This window comes from Spongiibacter taiwanensis (genome assembly GCF_023702635.1).
In the GTDB taxonomy this organism is placed as follows: Bacteria; Pseudomonadota; Gammaproteobacteria; order Pseudomonadales; family Spongiibacteraceae; genus Spongiibacter; species Spongiibacter taiwanensis.
In genome coordinates this window covers 1,487,088-1,507,176 of the sequence record NZ_CP098455.1, presented here as the reverse complement: position 1 = coordinate 1,507,176, position 20,089 = coordinate 1,487,088, and the positions used below count along the sequence as shown (strand labels likewise).

The 20,089-nt window shown below is 56.2% G+C and carries 14 protein-coding genes; 8 read left to right on the top strand and 6 right to left on the bottom strand.

The genetic code is table 11. The features are described 5' to 3' along the window. Positions 1–13 precede the first annotated feature (13 nt). A complete protein-coding gene (locus NCG89_RS06950; RefSeq protein ID WP_251089037.1) occupies positions 14–1,306 on the top strand; it encodes an adenylosuccinate synthase in 1,293 nt (430 codons plus the stop codon). A 65-nt stretch (positions 1,307–1,371) separates the two neighbouring features. Here NCG89_RS06950 and NCG89_RS06945 read toward each other — a convergent pair whose 3' ends face one another. Continuing rightward, the gene (locus NCG89_RS06945; RefSeq protein ID WP_251089036.1) at positions 1,372–2,826 is read right to left on the bottom strand and encodes an NAD-dependent succinate-semialdehyde dehydrogenase; all 1,455 of its coding nucleotides are present in this window, start codon (positions 2,824–2,826) and stop codon (positions 1,372–1,374) included. A gap of 204 nt (positions 2,827–3,030) precedes the next feature. Here NCG89_RS06945 and NCG89_RS06940 point away from each other — a divergent pair, with 204 nt between their 5' ends. Both NCG89_RS06940 and NCG89_RS06935 read left to right on the top strand, forming a co-directional pair. Continuing rightward, a complete protein-coding gene (locus NCG89_RS06940; RefSeq protein WP_251089035.1) occupies positions 3,031–4,719 on the top strand; it encodes a beta-helix domain-containing protein in 1,689 nt (562 codons plus the stop codon). Positions 4,720–4,833: 114 nt separating this feature from the next. Further along, positions 4,834–7,527, top strand: coding sequence for a TonB-dependent receptor domain-containing protein (locus NCG89_RS06935; RefSeq protein WP_251089034.1), 2,694 nt, complete (start codon positions 4,834–4,836; stop codon positions 7,525–7,527). Positions 7,528–7,603: 76 nt separating this feature from the next. Here the strand turns inward: NCG89_RS06935 and NCG89_RS06930 are convergent, their stop codons facing one another. Continuing rightward, positions 7,604–8,611, bottom strand: a complete 1,008-nt coding sequence (locus NCG89_RS06930; protein ID WP_251089033.1) for a tetratricopeptide repeat protein — start codon at positions 8,609–8,611, stop codon at positions 7,604–7,606. A 208-nt stretch (positions 8,612–8,819) separates the two neighbouring features. Continuing rightward, on the bottom strand, positions 8,820–9,869 hold the full coding sequence (locus NCG89_RS06925; RefSeq protein WP_251089032.1) for a GGDEF domain-containing protein: 1,050 nt from the start codon (positions 9,867–9,869) through the stop codon (positions 8,820–8,822). Between the two features lie 346 nt (positions 9,870–10,215). On the opposite strand from NCG89_RS06925, the gene NCG89_RS06920 reads away from it, so the two are divergent. The 5 genes from NCG89_RS06920 to NCG89_RS06900 all read left to right on the top strand — a co-directional run bounded on the left by NCG89_RS06920 (position 10,216) and on the right by NCG89_RS06900 (position 14,745). Then, a complete protein-coding gene (locus tag NCG89_RS06920) occupies positions 10,216–11,136 on the top strand; it encodes a sensor histidine kinase (RefSeq protein WP_251089031.1) in 921 nt (306 codons plus the stop codon). 68 nt (positions 11,137–11,204) lie between these two features. Next, entirely contained in the window at positions 11,205–11,792 is a 588-nt protein-coding gene (locus NCG89_RS06915) for an outer membrane beta-barrel protein (protein WP_251089030.1), read from the top strand. 121 nt (positions 11,793–11,913) lie between these two features. Next, positions 11,914–12,315: a nuclear transport factor 2 family protein gene (locus NCG89_RS06910; RefSeq protein ID WP_251089029.1), complete on the top strand. Its 402-nt coding sequence runs from the start codon at positions 11,914–11,916 to the stop codon at positions 12,313–12,315. Positions 12,316–12,318: 3 nt separating this feature from the next. Next, the gene (locus tag NCG89_RS06905) at positions 12,319–13,620 is read left to right on the top strand and encodes an NADH:flavin oxidoreductase/NADH oxidase family protein (protein ID WP_251089028.1); all 1,302 of its coding nucleotides are present in this window, start codon (positions 12,319–12,321) and stop codon (positions 13,618–13,620) included. 108 nt (positions 13,621–13,728) lie between these two features. Beyond that, positions 13,729–14,745 (top strand): helix-turn-helix transcriptional regulator, encoded by a 1,017-nt coding sequence (locus NCG89_RS06900; RefSeq protein ID WP_251089027.1) that lies wholly within the window; start codon positions 13,729–13,731, stop codon positions 14,743–14,745. A gap of 68 nt (positions 14,746–14,813) precedes the next feature. On the opposite strand, the gene NCG89_RS06895 is transcribed toward NCG89_RS06900, so the two are convergent. Genes NCG89_RS06895 through NCG89_RS06885 form a run of 3 tightly spaced genes read right to left on the bottom strand, consistent with a single transcriptional unit; the run spans position 14,814 to position 20,065 of the window. Then, a complete protein-coding gene (locus tag NCG89_RS06895; RefSeq protein WP_251089026.1) occupies positions 14,814–17,165 on the bottom strand; it encodes a membrane-bound PQQ-dependent dehydrogenase, glucose/quinate/shikimate family in 2,352 nt (783 codons plus the stop codon). A 30-nt stretch (positions 17,166–17,195) separates the two neighbouring features. Further along, the gene (locus NCG89_RS06890) at positions 17,196–17,684 is read right to left on the bottom strand and encodes a DUF1330 domain-containing protein (protein WP_251089025.1); all 489 of its coding nucleotides are present in this window, start codon (positions 17,682–17,684) and stop codon (positions 17,196–17,198) included. Between the two features lie 56 nt (positions 17,685–17,740). Beyond that, on the bottom strand, positions 17,741–20,065 hold the full coding sequence (locus NCG89_RS06885; RefSeq protein WP_251089024.1) for a TonB-dependent receptor: 2,325 nt from the start codon (positions 20,063–20,065) through the stop codon (positions 17,741–17,743). Positions 20,066–20,089: the final 24 nt, after the last annotated feature.

Sequence of the window (20,089 nt, the reverse complement as noted above, 5' to 3'; positions counted from 1 at the left end):
GAGAAGCGGATATATGAACAAAAATGTGGTGGTGCTGGGCACCCAGTGGGGCGATGAAGGCAAGGGCAAGATCGTCGATTTGCTGACCGATCAGGCCGAGGCGGTCGCTCGTTTTCAGGGTGGTCACAACGCGGGCCATACTCTGGTCATCGGCGGCGAAAAAACCGTTCTGCACCTGATTCCATCGGGGATTTTGCGTGACGGCGTCACCTGTTTGATTGGCAACGGTGTGGTGCTGGCACCCGATGCCCTGCTTAAGGAAATGGCGGAGCTGGAAGAAAAAGGGGTCCCGGTGCGCGAGCGCCTGCGCCTTAGCCCGGCGTGTCCGCTGATTTTGCCCTACCACGTTGCCTTGGACCTGGCCCGCGAGGCTGCCCGGGGTGATGCCAAAATCGGCACCACCGGTCGCGGTATCGGCCCCGCCTATGAAGACAAGGTGGCTCGCCGCGGACTGCGCCTGGGCGATCTGTTCAACCCCGAGCGCTTTGCGGTGAAGCTGAAAGAGGTGATGGAGTATCACAACTTTACCCTGACTCAGTATTACAAAGCCGATCCAGTGGACTACCAAAAAACCCTGGACGACGCTCTGCGCATGGCCCAGGAATTGCGCCCGTTGGTCACTGACGTGACCAGCGCACTGCACGAGTATCGTGAAAAGGGCGCCAAGATCCTGTTTGAAGGCGCTCAGGGCTCGCTGCTGGATATTGATCACGGCACCTATCCCTTTGTGACGTCTTCCAACACCACCGCGGGCGGCACTGCCACCGGCAGCGGTTTTGGCCCCCTGTACTTGGATTATGTGTTGGGCATTACCAAGGCCTACACCACCCGGGTGGGCAGTGGTCCCTTCCCGACCGAGTTGTTCGATGATATCGGTGCGCATCTGGCAAAGATGGGCCATGAGTTTGGCGCGACCACGGGCCGTGCTCGGCGCTGTGGCTGGTTTGACGGCGTCGCCCTACGCCAGGCTGTGCGGATCAACAGTGTGACCGGCTTGTGCCTGACCAAGCTGGATGTGCTCGATGGTCTGGAAACGGTGAACATGTGCGTGGATTACCGGGATGCCAACGGTCAGTCCATCGCCGCGCCCTTCGATTGTGAAGACTACGGCGACATCACTCCAATCTATGAGGCGATGCCGGGCTGGAGCGAATCCACCGTGGGCGCCAAGTCCCTTGATGAGCTGCCGGCCAATGCCCGAGCGTATATCAAGCGGATTGAAGAAATCGTCGGTGTGCCCATCGATATTATTTCCACTGGCCCGGACCGGGTGGAAACCATCGTGCTTCGCCATCCCTTTGGTTGAGCGCTAGAACGAAAACAAAAACGCCAGCGTTTTCGCTGGCGTTTTTGTTTGTGCGCTAGCTGATATTATCCGAGCCCACCCAGGCAGAGATATTTGATCTCCAGATAATCGTCCAGGCCGTAGCGCGAGCCCTCGCGTCCAAAGCCGGACTGCTTGACGCCACCAAAGGGCGCCATGGCGTTGGAGATCAAGCCTTCATTTATGCCGACAATGCCGTAGTCCAGCGTCTCACCCACCCGCCAGCAGCGCGAAATGCTTTGGCTATAAAAGTAGGCTGCCAATCCGGCATCGGTATTGTTGGCCTGGGCAATCGCTTCCGCTTCTTCATTAAATGACTGCAACGCGATCACTGGCCCGAAAATCTCTTCCCGGCAGATCGCCATGTCGGGCTGCGCCTTTGTCAGCAGGGTGGGCGGGAAAAAATTATCACCGATGCTGCCGTCGAGTTTTGCCTGATATAGCAGGCTTGCGCCGGCATCGACGGCCTGGTCTACAAGGCGGGCCACTTTTTCTTTTGCGGAGGCGTGGATTAGGGGGCCGATGGTGACACCCTCCTCAAAGGCTGACCCCACTTTCAGCTTTTGCATTGCGGCGATCAGCTTTTGGGTAAATGGCTCCAGCACTGTGTGCTCAACCAGCACCCGGTTGGTACAAACACAGGTTTGCCCGGCATTGCGAAACTTGGAGGCCATCAGACCCGCGACAGCCGAGTCCAGGTCGGCATCGGCAAATACAATGAAGGGCGCATTGCCCCCCAATTCCATGGATGTGCGTTTGACCGTGTCAGCGCATTGACTGAGCAGCAATTTGCCGACCTTGGTGGAGCCTGTGAAGCTGAGCTTGGCCACATCTTTGCTCGTAGTCATGGCGCCGCCAATTGCCGCCGCATCACTGCCGCAAACCACATTAAAAACCCCTGCCGGGATCCCAGCCTGCTCGGCGAGCACCGCTAGCGCGAGGGCTGACAGCGGGGTTTCTGCCGCAGGCTTGGCAACAAAGGTGCAGCCCGCGGCGAGAGCGGGGGCGGCTTTTCGGGCCAGCATTGCGTTAGGGAAATTCCAGGGTGTGATCGATGCCACCACGCCAACGGGCTGCTTGATGACCATCAAGCGCTTGTCGTTACTGGGTGGCGCAATGATATCCCCTTCAATGCGGCGGGCCTCCTCGGCAAACCATTGAACATAACTGGCGCCGTAGGCGATTTCGCCTTTGGCCTCGACCAGCGGCTTGCCCTGCTCGCTGCTGAGGATGGTCGCCAGATCATCCTGGTTTTCCATCATCAGCTGGTACCAGCGCATCAGCACTGCGCTGCGCTGGTTCACGGTTAACGCTTTCCAGCCGGTCAGCGCTTGCTTTGCGGCGGCGATGGCGCGGCGGGTTTCATTTGCGCCACCATCGCTGACATCGGCTAACAGTGTGTTGTCGGCAGGGTTGTTAACTGGAAATTGCTGAGGGGTCTCGTGCCAACCGCCATTGATGTAGCAGCGAGTCTGTAAAAGTGCTGGATTCTGCAGATGCATAAGAACGCTCAATTACCCGAAGAATTTGAATCGATAAGGTCAGCAATGCGATTGCTGAGCAGCGCGGCTTAACGCAAACAGCGAGGAAAGCGGCTGTAACAAAAGTGAAAGATTTGTTTCACAGTTGTGTCACTAACCCTGCCTAGTATACGCGGCATATACACAAACCTAGCAAGACAACTTACAGGGTTGGGAGATACTTCAATGAAAAAGGTTTTTGCATTATCAGCGATGAGCTCAGCATTATTGCTGGCTGCCTGTGGCGGTGGCGGTGACGTCAACATCAATGCGCAGAACAACTCTTCAAACAATGGCGGCGGCAACGGTGGCGGTTCCGGTACCACTAACAACTGTGCCAGCTACAGCGAAAATGGCATTACCCGCCAGGGTTCAGTTGACGGTGTGAACTGCGTATACGGCACCGACTTTGTCAGCCTGACAAACCCCATCGAAACCCCTGCCAACTCGCCTGTGGTATTCACCAAATTGGCCAACAGCGGTGTACACATCTTCCGTGACAGCCTGGTAGTTGGTCGCAACTACAACTCCGATGCCGGCTTGTCTGGTGCGGGTATCAGCGAAGGCGGCGACGGCGCTGTAATCCAGATTGAAGCTGGTGCGACGCTGGCGTTCCAGTCCTCTGACGACTACATGGTAATCAACCGTGGTTCTCAAATCTTCGCAAATGGCGAGATGAACGACCCCATTACCATCACATCGGTAAGCGATGCCATCGAGAACGCCGTTGGTCCAGAAGACGTGCAGCAGTGGGGCGGTCTGATCATCAATGGTTTCGGTGTAACCAACAAGTGTGCGTACACTGGTTCTGTTGCCGGTAACGACCTGGCGACAACTGACTGTCACGTTGCCGCAGAGGGTAAAGCTGGCGCTGGCCAGACCCATTACGGCGGTGATAACAACGCTGACAGCTCTGGTGAGCTCGAATACTTCATCGTTAAGCACACTGGTGCCCAGGTTGAAGAAGACAACGAACTGAACGGTATTTCTTTCAACGCGGTAGGTTCAGGCACCAAAGTTGATTACCTGCAAGCCTATGCGACCTACGATGATGGTATCGAAATGTTCGGTGGCGCGGTCAACATCAGCCACTACATCGCGCTGTATGTTAACGATGACTCGATCGATATCGACGAAGGTTACCAAGGCACTATCGACTACGCGCTGGTTATTCAGTCTGCCACCGATGGCAACCGCTGTGTGGAATCTGACGGTGTAGGCAGCTACGACGGGCGTACCGATGTTGCTGACCTGATCGCTCGCGGTCTGAACTCTCGCGCCACTATCAAGAACCTGACCTGCATCATCTCGCCAAATCAGGTAAGCGGTAAGCCAGATATTAACGATGCCGATGGTACGGGTACTCATGAAGAAGGTCAGGGTCTGCGTATCCGTGAGGCTCACTTCCCCCATATCTCCAACGCACTGGTTACCACTGCGTACAAAGGCGATGAAGCTCCCGGCAATGCTAACTGGTGTGTCCGCATCGACAACGAAGGTCAGCAAGCTGCTCTCGACGGTGATCTGGTGATTGAAGAGTCGATCTTTGCCTGTGCCGACCTGACCAATGGTGCGGATCTGGCTGAAAGCGGTACTACCACTGAGCAATTCCTGGTGAACTCTGGCAACCAAGCCTACATGTCTCAGGACACCGGCGAAGACCCCACGTCTGCCAGCAATGCCAACCTGGAAATTCTGGATGGTTTCTACTCGCTGCTGGTTGGTGACATGGTTGTTGGCGGTGCTGCTGCTACCGTTACCCCCACCGAAGGTCGTGCCTTTGTCGGTGCTGTGACTGCCGATGACGACTGGACTGCCGGTTGGGCTTATGGCCTGGATCCCGCCAATCGCGGTCAAGCCCTGTGGTTTGAGTGATCTATCACAACAGTTTTATGCCAATGCCGTAATCAAGAGGGCGCCCTACGGCGCCCTCTCTGTTGTAAACAGATCAAAGACTAATATGGGTCTACGCCGATGAAAAATCATGTGATGAAAAAAGCGTTGTTGCCGGCCTTTACGCTGACTGCGTTGAGTGCAGCGATTCAGGCGACAGCGCAGGAAGACGGTCCGAGCATGGAGCCGGTCGCTATCAAACCTGTCGAGGAAGTAGTAGTCGTTGGCCGGTTGAAGAGTGGTGCCGAAGATGTGGTGATGGAGCGCCTTGAACAGGAAGTAGCGGTCGACATTATTGGCTCGGATTTTATAGGGCGGGTAGGTGATTCAACGGTCGCCGCAGCCCTTCGCCGGGTACCCGGTGTCACTTTGGTTGACGACAAGTACGTCTTCGTTCGCGGTCTGGGTGAGCGTTATTCAAGCACGCTGCTCAATGGCGCCTATGTACCGTCGCCAGACTTGTCGCGCAGTGTTATTCCGCTGGATATTTTCCCGACCTCTATCGTGGAATCGCTGCAAGTTCAAAAAGTGCATTCCTCGGATATGCCTGCGGCCTTCGGTGGCGGTAGTGTCGATATCCGTACTAAAGGCATCCCCTCTGATTTTGTTTTTAACCTTGAGCTTGGCACCGGCATGAACACCGAGTCTGACGGTGACTTCCTGAGCTACAAGGGGGGCGGCTCCGATATTGAAGGTGAGGACGATGGTACCCGTGCACTGTCCTCTACGCTTCGTCAGGCACTGCGAACTTACGGTGGCAGTCTCAATCGCAGCGATATCCTGGCGGTAATGCGTCAGTCCAACCCCAATGCAACGCTGGCTGACGCCGAGGCGGTGAATCGCCAACTGGCAACTGAGCTATACCGCAATATCGATACCTATGAAGTGGATGGCGATCCAGACTTTTCCGGTGAGGTTGCACTCGGTAATCGCTATTACATTGGTGATGCAGAGGAAACCGAAATCGGCTTCCTGACGGGCTTCTCCTACGACCGCCAGTGGCGCAATAAATCCTCTACTGCCCGGGCGGTAAACGACGACGATATTTTCGAGTCGAAGAAAGAAACCACTCAGAATGTCTCCATGGCCTTCAACCTCGGCTTTGGCGTGCGGCTCAATGAAGATCACTCGGTTGAAACAACCAGTATTTTCTTGCGCAACACCGATGATAAAGTCTCGATCACGGATGCCTACGATAACGAGCGCCCCGTAAGTGGTGGTGTCGCCAACCGTTTGTACCGGATTCGCTATGAACAGCGCGAGCTGGAAGTACATCAGATCAAAGGGACTCACAAGCTCGGTGAAGCGACGTTAGAGCAGCTGAACCTCGATTGGCTGTCATTTGCTGAGGGCCTTGGCTTTGACTGGTACTACTCCGACAGCGAGTCAACCACAGAAATCCCCAACGAAGTTGCTGTTGGTGCGTCGACTAACTTTAATACCAATACAACCACTGTTAACCGCAACAGCTCTTCCGCTGACTATCGCTTTACCGATCTGGAAGATCAGGTAGAAAGCTATGGCTGGGAAGCGTCAATGCCCTTCGACTTTATGGACTGGTCGATCAAGTTGAGCGGTGGTTGGGACTATTGGCAAAAGGCGCGGACCTACCGTCAGACCCAGTTTAGCCTTGGCACCGTCGATCCCGATGCGCCCTTGGCTGGAAAGCTCGACGATGTCTACAGCGACGACAATATTCTCAATCCGGATTACGGCTACCAAGTTGGCGTTGCGGGCAGTAACTCTGAGAGTTACATCGCGGTGAATAAAGTAGACGCTTACTACGGTAAGTTTGATGTGACCTGGTTGGATACCTGGCGGGTGGTTGCCGGTTTGCGCTGGGAAGACTATCAGCAAGTTGGTCTCACCTGGGACCCGCTGGATTTCGACGGCATTCCTGTGGTCACTAGCGAGAGCGGTGGCCAGGAGGCGATTGCCCAGGAACTGGCGGACGCGGTGTTTACCGACGACGACATGTACACTTCGTTGGCAGTAACCTACATGCGTCCGGGCTTCTTCGCGGAAGACTTTCAGTTGCGCTTTGGTTTCAGTGAGACCACCGTGCGCCCGGACCTTCGGGAAATTGCCAATGCCAGCTATGTCGACCCAATCACCGGCGCCCTGGTTTTTGGTAATCCTGACGTAGTACCTGCTCAGTTTAAGAACTATGACATACGTGCCGAATGGTTCTTCAGCAATGGCGACAACCTGACGGTTTCGCTGTTCTACAAGGACATTACCGATCCGATTGAGCAGTTCCAGGCAGCGGCAGGTGATACCAACACGGCGGTGGAAATCATCAACGCCGAAAGCGCAGAAATTACCGGTATTGAAGTTGAATTTATGAAGACCCTCGGTGATTTCGCGCCTTCGCTGACACCGTTCTTTGTGCAAGGTAACTTTACGCTGCTCGATTCTGAGCTGGTTGCTGGTGAGAATGCAGATGCGCCAACTAACCCCGAGCGGGAGCTGGTAGGTGCTTCAGATTATGCAGCGAACTTTATTATCGGTTATGACTCTCCGAACGAAATGCACGCCGCCACCTTGTCTTATAACGTGTTTGGTGAGCGTTTGTACTTTGCGGGTCGTAACGGTGAGCCCGATGCCTACGAGCAGCCTTTCCACTCGCTGGACTTCACCTACTCATTCTTCCCCACCGATTCGGTGATCTTCAAAATAAAGCTGAAGAACATTCTGGATCAGGGCGTGGAGATCGAGCGTGACGGCAAAGTCACCTACGAGGAAGAAGTGGGTATGACCTTGAGTGCGAGCGTTCAGTACCAGTTCTAATAAGGCAGCAACTCTTTTTTTCAAGGCGCCATAAGGCGCCTTTTTTATTTGTCTTGCGTTGCCTCAAATCGATCTTTTAGCTGCCCAGTTTCAATTTAGCCGCGAGCCGCGCACTGCGCTGTGCGGCCTCCATGTCGCCAAGACGTTTATGGATAACCGCCTGAAACAGAAAGAACTGATATTGCTGATCGTTCAAGGCGATCGCCCGGTCGATTGCCCGCAGGGCGGCGTTGAAGTTGCCCTGCTCATACTCCTGTCGCGCCCGGCCATAGTGCCAGAAGGGATTTTGCCGCTTAAATGCCAGCGATTGCTGCTCGAGAGCTTCGGCTTTTTCCGCTTGCCCTGTCTCTCGGTAGAGTCGGCCTAAGTTGTTCACAGCGACCTGATCCTTCGGGTCGAGTGTTAATGCCTGACGGTAGGCCAGACCGGCTTTTTGCTGGTGCCCGTCGCGCCGGAAAACGGTGCCGAGATTCCCCCAGATATGACTGGCCTTCGGGTCGAGGTACAGCGCTCTGCGTAAGTAGCGATAGGCCTCGGCGGTATTGTCTTTGTTCAGCTGTTCAACCGCGCGATTATTGTAGTGCTGGGCAGCAGCGCGCTGATCGGTAATGCGTTCTTGAGGATAGCGGTAGTCATACACATCCACGCTTAGGTCCACCACCTGGATGTCGCCGTCGCCAAAATCCACCGCGGCATTGATATGCTGGTAGAAGGCCATGCTGTTGTCGTCGATCATATCCCAGCTGGGTGGAATGGTGACTTCGTTGTAGTAGGCGTCGAGGCCCGCTTCCCTGGCCATAGCAATAAACAGCGAGCTGAGCGATAGACAATTGCCTGTGCGCTGGTAAAAGGTATTCCGCGCGTTCAGGGTGATTCCGGGTTCATAGTTCAAACCCAGAATGCCGGGCTTGACGAGGGCGTCCAGCAAGTACTCCAGTCGCGCCCGGGGCGCTAACACCTGGGGGACATTCTCCTGAACAAAGAAGCGCATCTGGGCGTCCATCGCCAGTAGGTTTTCTTCGGGAAAAAGGGGGTCAATAGACGGAATCTGGTAAAGGCTTTCTGCATGAAGCAATGCTGCCAATTCGGTCTTTTTCGGTGCTGACACCGGTTGTGGTGTGGTACACCCGGCGACAATTATCGATGTAAGAAACGGTGCTGCGAAGCGCTTTAACCGCATGGGGCGCTCTCTTATCTGAAAGTTATTCGTACTATAGCGCCACCTGCCCCTCTGTAGAACAGATGGTGCCGGTAATTTAAAGGAATCACGCAGCGGCTCACTGATTTGCGGTTTATCGTCGTCGGCGATGCTGTTTTACTTCGTACATCGCCCGGTCTGCCCGCTCCAGCAGCGTGTTGGTATCGCTCTCATCATCGTCGGCAACCACAACGCCAATACTGGGCCCGGCGTAGTCAAAATGGATCTCACCGAGGTGAATTGCCCCCTGGGTCGCCGCTGTCAGGCGCTGCTTGAGTTCCTCGGCGTCGTCTGTCGCCGCGGCGACCACAAACTCGTCGCCGCCGTAGCGCGCCACCAGATCATTGCGGCGCACGGCCTGAAGCAGGCGTAGCGTCATATCAATGAGAAAGCGGTCGCCAGTATCGTGGCCATAGGTGTCATTGATCTGTTTGAAGCCATCCAGATCAATGAAGGCGACACAGACCTTTTTGCCGCTGGGCTGGGCTGCCCGCAACATTTTGCGCAGGCCATCGTGCAAGGCGCGGCGATTGGCAACACCCGTTAGCGGGTCGATGGAAGCGCTGTTTAACAAACTGGTGTTGCTCTCGATCAGCTTGGCAAACATGGCCTCCCGGTCGATTTGCTGGCCGATAATGCCCGCAAAAAGACTGACAACATTTATTGTTGCCTGAGAAACTTCTCGGCGCAGGCTACTGGCCGCGCAGAGCGTACCGACCAGGGTGCCGTCCTGGCTTTTAACTGGTTGACTCAGATAGGTTGTGATGCCGAGCAGGCGAGCGGCTTCCGAGTCGCCCCAGCGCTCGCTGACATTATTGGTAAAGGTGGTGCCTTCAGTGAGCGCGCGCCGACATAGGGTATCTCCCCAGGGCACGCTGAGGCCTTCAGGGATCACCAGGCGTTCTGAGCAATGGCTGTAAACAATGCTTTGAACCCCCTCAGCCTCGTCGATCGCGGTTAGGTAGGTCGACTCCAATCCGCTGACTCTTTCCAGCAGTTCCAGCATGGGGCGGGTAAGTGATTCAAGGTCGCGGGCATTGGCTACGTACTGTGCCAGATCTTCCAGATTAACGTCCAACGTTGAGGTCCGAAAATGGTGGTGGCTGAGGTGGTCAACGCTATCTCGACCTGCCGCTGGACTCAAGGGCGCGCTGTGGCAATTTGCAAGTTAAGTCGCGTCAAATCGGGTACTCAGCTCACACTGGCGATGTCGTTGGCCGGGTTTTCTCTGTCGACCTGACAAATATCAAAGTTGCTTCGGCTGCAATCTTGGGGTCTAAGCCGACTGGGATACACTGAATTTTCGGCTTTTCTGCTCTCTTTTTACTGAGTGGAAGCCCATTTCAGGCGGGACAGGACCCGCCTGGGCCAATGCATTTGTGAGGACAAATATGGTCAGGTATCCAACGGCAGCAAATCCAGTGCGCGCATCCCTGCCGGGGTGGCGAAAGTGGCAACATTGTCCGCGGCATTGCCTCGGGCTGGCGGTTGTGTCGATCGGCTGGCATCAACAGACCCTGGCGCAGAGTAATGCGCTGTGGCAGAACCACGGCAGCGCAGTGGCCGGTTGGCTTGTCAGTGGTTTGGCGATTGTTGTTTTGGCCACACTGGTGTGGCGCCTTCGCCGGGAGATTGTAAACCTTCATCAGTCCACTTCCGCCCTGGAGGCGCAGGTGCAGCGCAGCGACCGTGCCCTGGTCGCGAGCGGCGAGGTGTTGGCAGCCAGGACAGACAGTCTCGACCTGTTTGTGCGGCTGGCCAGTCACGACCTGCGCTCGCCGCTGGCCAATATCATTACGTTAATTGGTTTGCTCAAGCACCAAAGTGCAGGGCGCCAGATTGACGGTATGGAAAATAGTCTAACCCTGATGGAAAAGTCGGCATGGATGATGACTCACAAGGTGGATGCGGTGGTGTCCTTGGTCAGGGCTCAGACGGCGCCTTTGCATTGGCAGCCGCTGGACTTCGATCAGATTCTGCAGGGCCTGCGTGAAAAGTTCGCCCGGCGCCTGGAGCCGCATCGCGGGACGCTGAGCTGGTCGGCACTGCCGCCCGCCGAGGGGGACCCGGAGATGTTGACCTTGGCGCTGGAGCAGCTGCTCAATAACAGTCTGATCTACCGCCGAAACGTGCCGCCGGTGATAGAGTTATGCGGTTGGCGTGAAGGGGGGGAGGTAGTGATCATTCTCCGGGATAACGGTCAGGGCTTCGACCCGAAATACAACGAGGATATTTTTACCATGTTTACGCGGCGGTCAGCGGATTCCGAGGGTTCCGGGGTGGGTTTAAGTATCTGTCAGGCGGTGATCAGCCGTCATGGCGGAAGTATCTCGGCCCTCGGTCGGCCGGGAGAGGGGGCGGAGTTTACCCTGCGCTGGCCGTGTGTCGCGCCTGTTGCGCTACCGGTCTGAGGGCTGCAATGTCTGCAGCAATTCGACACACTTTATCGCCATCTCGTGTGCTGCTTTGTGCCATGCTGATGACGCCATTCGCACAGGCCCTTGATATCAGTGTGTTGGCTTCCCATCAGTTCAGCGACGATTTTGAGGTGACCTACCAAAATGCCGGGCAGCTCCCCGGGCAGTCTGGCTCCCGGGGAGCGCTATCGGTGCGCGATGGGGGCGCCCTGAGCGTGGCTGCCGATGTTGCTCTTATGGGGCAGGCAGATCGCCGCATTGGCGTTTTCCTCTCCCAGCAGCGCGGTCGCTTTGCTTCCTCGCCAGATTTGACTGAGCGTGATGTGCAAATCAATCACCTCCATTTTGTCGGCACCAGTGCGTATCCCCAGGGTAACTGGGAGCCCTTTGTGCTGGCGGGTCTCGGTGTCGCCCATTTCGCTCCCGATGATCCACAGCTAGATGCCGAAACCCGAGTGTCGGCCCAACTGGGTGCCGGGTTCAACTATCGCTTGTCTGAACACCTTTATTTGCGCGGCGACCTGCGTTGGATAGGTACGTTCTTTAACGGCGGCGGCAGTCTGTTTTGCAGCGGCGGCTGTCAAATTGAGGTCTCTGCCAACACCTATAATCAAGGCCATATTTCCCTGGGCGTACTCTGGCGAAAGTAAGGCGGCGCAGCGGTGTCGGACGAATTTGATCGGCACCGGCGAATGAATTCGATGGAAGGGAGAAATCGCGGCTGTTAAAAATCGCTCTGAACTAGATTGATAGTTACTTTGGAGCGTCCCCATGTCGACTGAAGAGAATAAGAAAAAAGTTAGCGCCTTTTTTGCCCACTTTAAACGTAAAGATGTGGCTGGGGCTATGGCCATGATGAGCGCCGATGGCACCTGGTGGATTGGCGGAAAGACCGAACTATTCCCTCTGGCGGGCTTGAAATCCAAGGAAGAAATGACCGCCATTTTGATGGAGATGGTACCGGGTACCGAGGATGGACTGGAGATTCGACCCCTGAGCATGATTGCCGAAGGCGACAGCGTGGCCTGTGAAGCTGAGTCCTATGGTGTGCTGGCCAACGGCCGGGTATACAACAATCAGTACCACTTCCTGGTGACCTTTCGAGACGGCGAAATCATCCAGGTCAAGGAATACCTCGACACCATGCACACCGCTGATGTGTTGAAGGGGTAGGCGATGACGATTTCAGCCGATCTGGCCCTCAATACTCCCCTCGTGCTGCCTTGCGGCGCTCGCCTTAACAATCGCCTGGCCAAGGCTGCGATGACCGAAGGCCTGGCCGACGAGATGAATCGGGCAACCCCGGCATTGGTAGCCCTTTATCGCCGCTGGGCGGCCAACGGCGCCGGCCTGATGCTGACTGGCAATGTGCAGGTTGATCGCCGACAGCTGGAGCGCCCCGGCAATATCGCCATCGACGGCAATGGCGGTTTTGAGCAGCTCAAGGAAATGGCGCGTCAGGGCACCCAGGGCGGTGCTCACTTCTGGATGCAGATCAATCACCCTGGTCGGCAAACGCCGGCCGGAATTCATCCCCGGCCTTTGTCCCCCTCTGCCATATCAGTGCCACTGGAAATGGCTGGCTGTGGTCAGGCAATGGAAATGACCCGAGCGGAAATCAAGGATGTGCGGCGGCGCTTTGTCTATGTAGCCTCTGTCGCCCGGGAAACGGGATTTACCGGCGTGCAAATTCATGCCGCCCACGGCTATTTGCTATCCAATTTTTTAAGTCCGTTGGCCAATCAGCGTCAGGACGAATACGGTGGCTCGCTGGAAAATCGTGCTCGTCTGCTGCTGCAGGTGGTCGCCGATATTCGTAAGGCCTTGGGGAGTGATTACCCGATCTCGGTCAAACTCAATTCAGCGGATTTTCAGCGCGGCGGTTTCACCGAGGACGAATCCATGCAAGTGGTGAGCTGGCTGTCCGCGGCGGGCATTGACCTGCTGGAAATTTCCGGTGGCAACTATGAGCAGATGTCGATGGTGGGGCTGGACAGTGGTGAGGGTGGCCCGATGCGCGCAGCCAGCACCCTCGCCAGAGAGGCCTATTTTCTGGCATTCGCCCGCAAAATTCGGCCGCTGGCAAAAATGCCCTTGATGATTACCGGCGGCCTGCGCAGCCGGGCGGCGATGAACCTGGCCCTGTCTGAGGGGGATTGTGATGTGATTGGTGTGGGCCGCCCCTTTTGCACGGCACCTGAGCAGGGCGCTGATTTGCTACGCAGAGAGAGCGATTGTGAATCGCTGCTGGCGATGGAGACCTCTCTGGCCATGGCGCGGGATGCGCTCGGCCCAGACGTGGACGACGCAACCTTCAAGACCGCTGAGTCCTTTGGTTTGCTGGGCTGGTATTGCTTGCAGATTGCGCGAATGGGGCGGGGCCAGGAGCCGGATTTAACCCAGTCGGTGTTTGATGCGTTGATGGAGTACAAGGCTGCAGAGACCGGGGCCCTGGAGCGCTGGCAGCGTCCGGTTTGATGCGAAATATCGTTGCAGTGATGATCATTCATCGCCACACTGGGCGGCATTACGCGGCACGCTCAGTCCGGCGGCCTTAGTGCCGGGTAGCGGTATATCGAGGCCACGATGCATCTCATCCGAATTGGCGCCTTTTCCGGCTTTGAACGCCTCACCCGAAGCCTGGGTCAAAATCCGGTCACCCTGATCAGGCAGGCTGGCCTGAGCGCTGCGGTCTTCCGTGACCCGAATTCCTACGTCGCCTACGCAAAAATGGCGGAGCTTCTGGAGCTTGCGGCAAGGGCCTGTGCGGAACCTTTCTTTGGATTTCGTCTTGCCCTAGGACACGGCATCGGCGTCTTTGACGAAATTGTGGTGCGCATGTGTCAGGAACCCTCGGTTAGTGATGCTATCGCGATGATGAATCGCCATTTGTATCTGCACGCCAGCGGAATTCAATTGAAGCAGCACCGCAAGGGTAAAGAGGTGTTGATCGAAATTTCCCTGGACGTCGAATCACCGCTTGGGATCAATCAGCTTGTTCAATTCAGTGTGGGTCGCTTGTTCAGCCTGATGGAAACGCTGACCAATTCTGACCCATATGTTTTCCCCATCAATCTGCGTCAGGCGGCACCTGACGCGGATGTCTTTCCGCCCCACTTAAACAAAGTGGCCTTCGCCAGCAGTTTCGACGGCATGCGCGTTCCGTTGCAAGACATGGAGCGCAAACCGACGCCTGACCAGCGTTTATTGCAGCGGCAGTTTTCAGTACAACTGCAGCATCTGGAGGAGCAGTATCCCGAGAGCTTCGAAGCTCAAGTGAGGGCCGCAATCAGCAAATTGTTGCCCTCGGGTGACTGTAACCTGAATCAAGTCGCTGCCAATCTGGGGCTGCATCCCAGGCGGCTCCAGCGAATGCTGAAAAAACAAGATGCCAGTTACGGCGAGCTGGTAAGAGAAGTGCGCCAAACCATTGCCGAGCGTCACCTGCGCACTGGTGTGGTCCCCATTACCGAGCTTGCCCTCAGCCTGGGTTACGCTGAGCTTGCGGTGTTTAGCCGCGAGTTTAAATCCTGGACCGGAATGTCACCGAGTGCGTGGCGCGAACAATCTACCCTCAAAAAGAACAGTGGTTCACCCCGCTGACCCCAATTTTTTTGCAGCATTTAGGGCAATAAATGCCGCGGCATCAACGTTATTTTGGATGACTTTCATCATTCGAATGGCTTTGACTCGTACTCTATCGGCAACGCAAAAGCCTGCACATAGTCAGCAAGGGGAGATCGGGAAATCCGGTGTCCTCCAGCGATAATCACCACAAACTGACGGCCACTTTTTGGCGAATGATAAGTCATGGGATTTGCCATACCGCCAGCGTGCAGGCGATGTTTCCAGACAACTTCGCCCGTTTGAGCATTGAAGGCGCGAATGGCCTTTTCATGGGTGGCGCCAATAAACACCAAACCCGATTTGGTGATCAGCGATCCGCCAAAATTGGGTACGCCAATAGGCAATGGCAAGTTGTGTTGGGTAAAGAGGGGGCCGCTGTCGCGAGCGGTTCCCAGTGGTACTGACCACAGCAGCGACTTATTGTGTAAATCTACCGCACTCATCTGGCCAAAGGGCGGTTCATTGCAGGGAATTTGCAAGGGCGACACAAAGGTATCCCAGACAAAACTGTAGGGGGTTCCCAGCTGCGGCCCGCCACTCAAATGTTGGATGCCCGGCTGTGCTGATTCAGCCCCTCGCGGGATTAATCGAATCAGTGAGCCCACCCGCATGTTGTTGACGAAGGCAACCCGATGTGCCGCGTCCACTGACACACCGCCCCAATTGATTCCGCCACCAACACCGGGGTAAACCAGGGAAAATTTATCGCTGCCAATGGGAGTATAAGGACCCTCATAGCGCACCTCGCGAAAGCGGATGCGGCACCATAGCTGGTCGAGGGGGGATATTCCCCACATGTCCTTTTCTGTGAGGGTTTCTCTCGAGAAGGTTGGCATCTCGGTCGATTCCGGTTGCGTGGGCGACATCCAGTCGCCTTCGGTGGGGGTCACCGGCACAGTCTGCTCCTCCACTTCAGCGAGCAGGGTGCCGTCGCGTCGATCCAGCAGAAAGAGCTGGCCGGTTTTGGTGGGTTGAATCAGAGCGGGTACCTGCTCTCCGTCGATACTCAGGTCGACGAGCGAAGGTTGGCCGGCAACATCATAGTCCCACAGGTCGTGATGTACGGTTTGGTAGTGCCACACAGGGGCGCCGGTAAGCGCATTCAGGGCGACAACCGATGAGCTGTAGGTTTCCATCTCCGGCGTGCGGTGGCCTCCCCAATGGTCGGGTGTGGCGTTACCCAATGGCAGGTACACCATGCCCAGTGCATCGTCGCCGCTGGCCGGGCCCCAGCTGTTTGGGGTTCCCCGGGTAAAACTATCATCCCCCTGGGGCATGCCATGGTCGCCTGGTCTGCCCATATCCCATGCCCAGGCGAACTGGCCGGTTTTGGCATCAAATGCGCGGATTACCCCAGAAGGTTCACCGACACTAACATTATCGGCAATCCAGCCGCCGATAATGATATTGCCCCGAACAATAATGGGTGCAGAGCTGACGTAGGAAAAGCCTGGGGTCAGCTCACCCATGCCGCGACTCAAGTCCACTGTGCCCGCCTTGCCAAAGGACTGACAGGGCGCGCCGGTATCGGCGTTCAGAGCGATGAGTTCACTGGTAAATGTCGCGGCGATAATGCGCCGGGGACAGTCGCTGGCCTCGGTAAAGCTGGTGTAGGCGACCCCCCGGCAAGTGCGCACCATCGAGCCTCCCGTGGGATCGACCTGCGGATCATGGCGCCAGCGCTGCTCACCAGTTTCGGGGTCCAGGGCAATGATCACATTGGTCTGGGTACACAGGTAGAGCGTCTCGTTCACCATTAGCGGAGTGGCCTGCAGATGGCTGGGTTCGCCCTCTTGAACGACACCCGTGCGATAGGTCCACGCTGGCGCCAAGTCCGACACATTGTGCAAATTAATCTGCTCCAGGGCAGAAAAACGAGTGCCCCCAAGGGTGCCGCCATATTCGGGCCAGGTGCCATCTGTCGGAGTGAGAAATTCGCTGGCATAGGTGTGCTGGCCGGGGTAGGGCGAGGCCGGATTGTTGTCGCCAACCCCAGCCAGAGCCAACAGGGTAACCGCGGCCAGCGCGCTGGCCGCGCAGGCTAACCCTGGCCCTTTCGCGCGCTCTAGACCACATCTCAGGCCATACCCGGCCAGCCAAAAGCCCAAAATGCCAAGCAGCCAAAGGCGAGGCAATAGCGCCCAGACATCTAGCCCGGCTTCGAGCAGTGACCAGATGATCGTAGCAAGCAAAAGTGCAGTGTAGATCAGCAAGGCGCTTTGAACGTGCCGCCGCAGCAACGCCACCGTGGTGAAAAGGCTAATGCCTGCAAGAAGGTAATATGGGCTACCGCCGAGGGACATCAATTTGACACCACCGAGTGCGAAGCCCCCGCCAGTGAGCAATAACAAAAGCCCAAGGAGGATGGGGTAGCGGGCAGGCCAGGCGTGTTTCATAAGGACCGTTTCCGATGTTATTGCTCGCCGTTACCAACGCGGGCTAGCATTATTATTGTCTTTGGGGGCGGCGAACTGATAATGGTCGTCTGTGTAGTGTTTACGTCCTATTGCTCCACTGAGCGCAAAGCTGGCGTTACCCTGACAGGCTATAAGCCGCGTATCGGCCAGCGCGGCCTCGCGCAAATAGCAGAAGGATTGATATTCCGTGCTGTCGGCCATGCCAATAAAACTGCGGACACTGGGGTAGTCGACAATGATAATGTCGTCCCAGCTTTCGCCTTCTGGGGCACATACTGCAGCGGCGGCTGACACCAATCGCACCGAGGCCCCCATTGATTCCACCAGCGTGAGGGCTTTGGCGGCATAGCGCTGGTAGGCCTCCAGACCGGTACACGGGAGTTCCTCTCGGTTTTGAAAGTGAGCGATGTCCCGGTAGCGAAGAAAGTTGATCATCGTGACAGGGCTGTCCTGGTCCAAGGCAGCCAGTGTTTTGGTGTTGATCGTGAGGTGAGCCATTACCGTCCTCGTAAGACAAAAAAAGCGGCTCAGAGAGCCGCAAGTACCAGGGTGAATTAGAAGCGATAGGTGATATCGATACCGTAGGTGCGGGGCGCGCCCGGCACAAAGTAGTTGGCACCAAAGCCTTCGATGTTAATGGCATAGGCGTTGTAATACTTGTCGGTGAGGTTCTTACCCCACAGCGCTACGGAGATATCGCCGATGTTGTAGGTCGCCCGAGCATTGAGCAGAGTGTAGGCATCCTGGCCATCTTTCATTGGGCCTTGGGCCTGCATGTCATTGAAGAAGTCATACTCCTGGTGGGATTGATACTGCACTTCTGCAGACAGCACGAGCTCGCCGCCGCCGACATTAGGGAAGATATATTCGGGGGCAATCGAGGCGGTGACCTCCGGCGCAAAGGGGAAGCTGTTGCCACCTATATCGAAGCCTCGGGGATCAGCCGCATTCGGGTCGCCGGGCGCCAAGAATTGACCATCGTCATATTCGGTATGGAGATAACCCAGCCCGGCCACAACCCGCAGTGCGTTGGTCAATTGACCGATCACCTCTAACTCTGCACCGTAAAGCTCGCCGTCGAGGGAGCGAATAAACGCAGCGCCACCGGCAACTTCTTGCACTTGTTGGCCTTTGTAGTCGTTGTAGAAGGCCGCGCCGTTGAGTTGAACCCGGCCGCCGGCCAGCCGGGATTTGAAGCCCGCTTCCCAGGCGTTCACAAATTCAGGGCCGACATAATTGGGTGCCAGAATAATGGATTGGCCATTGAAGGACCCAGAACGGTAGCCCCGGCTGAAGCTGCCGTAGAGCATGATTTCGTCGGTGGCGTGGTATTCCAGCAACACTCGGCCGGTCGGCTCGGTGGTTTTTTCCTGGAATTCCTCCGATTGCGCACCGGCCAAAATAGGCAGGCCCATAGCGTCTCCGGTGGTGTAAGCATAAGCGGCGGGATTGCCGCTACTATCGAGCAGCAACGACGAGAAATCGTTGAACTCAACAACATCGCGAGTGAGGCGTGCGCCCACCGTGACCGCCCACTTTTCATTGATGTCGTAACGGCCCTCAGCGTAGGCGGCTACCGAGCTCTGAAACTGTTTGTAGTTAATGATGCTCGACACCGAGGTGGTTACCCCGGGGTTAAACTGATCGGGACCCGCGCTGTCATTCAGGAAGCCGAAGAAATGCAGGTCTTCGTAGTTGTCCACCTGTTGGCGGCCAAAATACACTCCGGCAATAAAGTCGATTTTGTCGCTGCTAAAGTTCAGGTTGAAATCCTGGTTAAAGCCGAAAAAGTCGGAGTTGTTGGCATTGTATTGGCCGATGGAGGTTGGCGTGCCGTCGAAATCAAAGCTGAATTCGAACTCGGCAGTGTCATAGCCGGTGATCGATGAAAACACCAAGTCATCATTAATGTCGTAGGTAATCTTCAGTTGGACACCTTTTGAGGCGCTAAAAAAATCACCCTGACGATTAACGGCTGACTCCCGTTCCCCCAGTTGACTGCCATCAAAGTTGCCGGTCAGATCGGTCTCGCCGGGCCCCAACAGGAAGGGGGTACCGCCGTGACCGATTGGCGTGTTGCGGGCAAAGTAAATCCGCCCCACAATATCCAGATCATCCGCTGGGCGATACCGCATAGACAGCCGCGCGGCGGTAGTATCTTCAGAGTTATAGTCTTCGTTCGTGTAGGCTGGCCCCCAACCCAGTTCTTCGGCGCGGTTTTCAATAAAGCCGTCCCGCTCCAGATCGAGCACCGCCAGCCGGGCGCCGAAATTGCCCTCGTCGTTGGTGCCTTCCACCGCGGCTTGAACCGTTCTGGCGTCGTAGTCACCCACACCTACGGTGATAAAGCCCTCACTGCCATCAAGTGAGGGCGACTGGGTGATGATATTAATCGCGCCACCGGTGGTGTTGCGGCCATACAGGGTCCCCTGTGGCCCCTTTAATACTTCCAGACGTTCAAGGTCATACAGTGCAGCACCGTGACTGGGACGGAAGCCCTGATAAACCTCATCGAAATAGATGCCGATCGGTGACTGGGCGTTGGGGTTGAATTCATTGGCAACGCCGATACCGCGAATGGTGAAGTTCGGCTGCGATTTGGAAAACGGCGAGTTCACCCTGACATTGGGCATGGAGCCGCCGATATCGCTGGCGTCGGTCATATTCCGTTGTTGCAGATCGTTTCCGGTAATAGCGGACACAGATACCGGCACATCCTGCAGATTTTGCTCGCGCCGGTTGGCGGTAACTACAACCTCTTCTATCGTTTTTGTAACTCCCTCAGCGGATTGGGCCCGGGCGGAGGGTGACTGCATCAGCAGAACCCCCACGCTGGCACACACGCAGATGGCGTTAGATAACCGATTGGCTTGCATCATTTTAATTCCCTCGTAGTTATTTTT

Coding starts and splice junctions, on each gene's coding strand:
- NCG89_RS06910 (WP_251089029.1), top strand. CDS start 11,914: ATGTCGACTGAAGAGAATAAGAAAAAAGTTAGCGCCTTTTTTGCCCAC.
- NCG89_RS06895 (WP_251089026.1), bottom strand. CDS start 17,165: ATGAAACACGCCTGGCCTGCCCGCTACCCCATCCTCCTTGGGCTTTTG.
- NCG89_RS06905 (WP_251089028.1), top strand. CDS start 12,319: ATGACGATTTCAGCCGATCTGGCCCTCAATACTCCCCTCGTGCTGCCT.
- NCG89_RS06900 (WP_251089027.1), top strand. CDS start 13,729: ATGCATCTCATCCGAATTGGCGCCTTTTCCGGCTTTGAACGCCTCACC.
- NCG89_RS06945 (WP_251089036.1), bottom strand. CDS start 2,826: ATGCATCTGCAGAATCCAGCACTTTTACAGACTCGCTGCTACATCAAT.
- NCG89_RS06915 (WP_251089030.1), top strand. CDS start 11,205: ATGACGCCATTCGCACAGGCCCTTGATATCAGTGTGTTGGCTTCCCAT.
- NCG89_RS06940 (WP_251089035.1), top strand. CDS start 3,031: ATGAAAAAGGTTTTTGCATTATCAGCGATGAGCTCAGCATTATTGCTG.
- NCG89_RS06885 (WP_251089024.1), bottom strand. CDS start 20,065: ATGATGCAAGCCAATCGGTTATCTAACGCCATCTGCGTGTGTGCCAGC.
- NCG89_RS06950 (WP_251089037.1), top strand. CDS start 14: ATGAACAAAAATGTGGTGGTGCTGGGCACCCAGTGGGGCGATGAAGGC.
- NCG89_RS06935 (WP_251089034.1), top strand. CDS start 4,834: ATGAAAAAAGCGTTGTTGCCGGCCTTTACGCTGACTGCGTTGAGTGCA.
- NCG89_RS06890 (WP_251089025.1), bottom strand. CDS start 17,684: ATGGCTCACCTCACGATCAACACCAAAACACTGGCTGCCTTGGACCAG.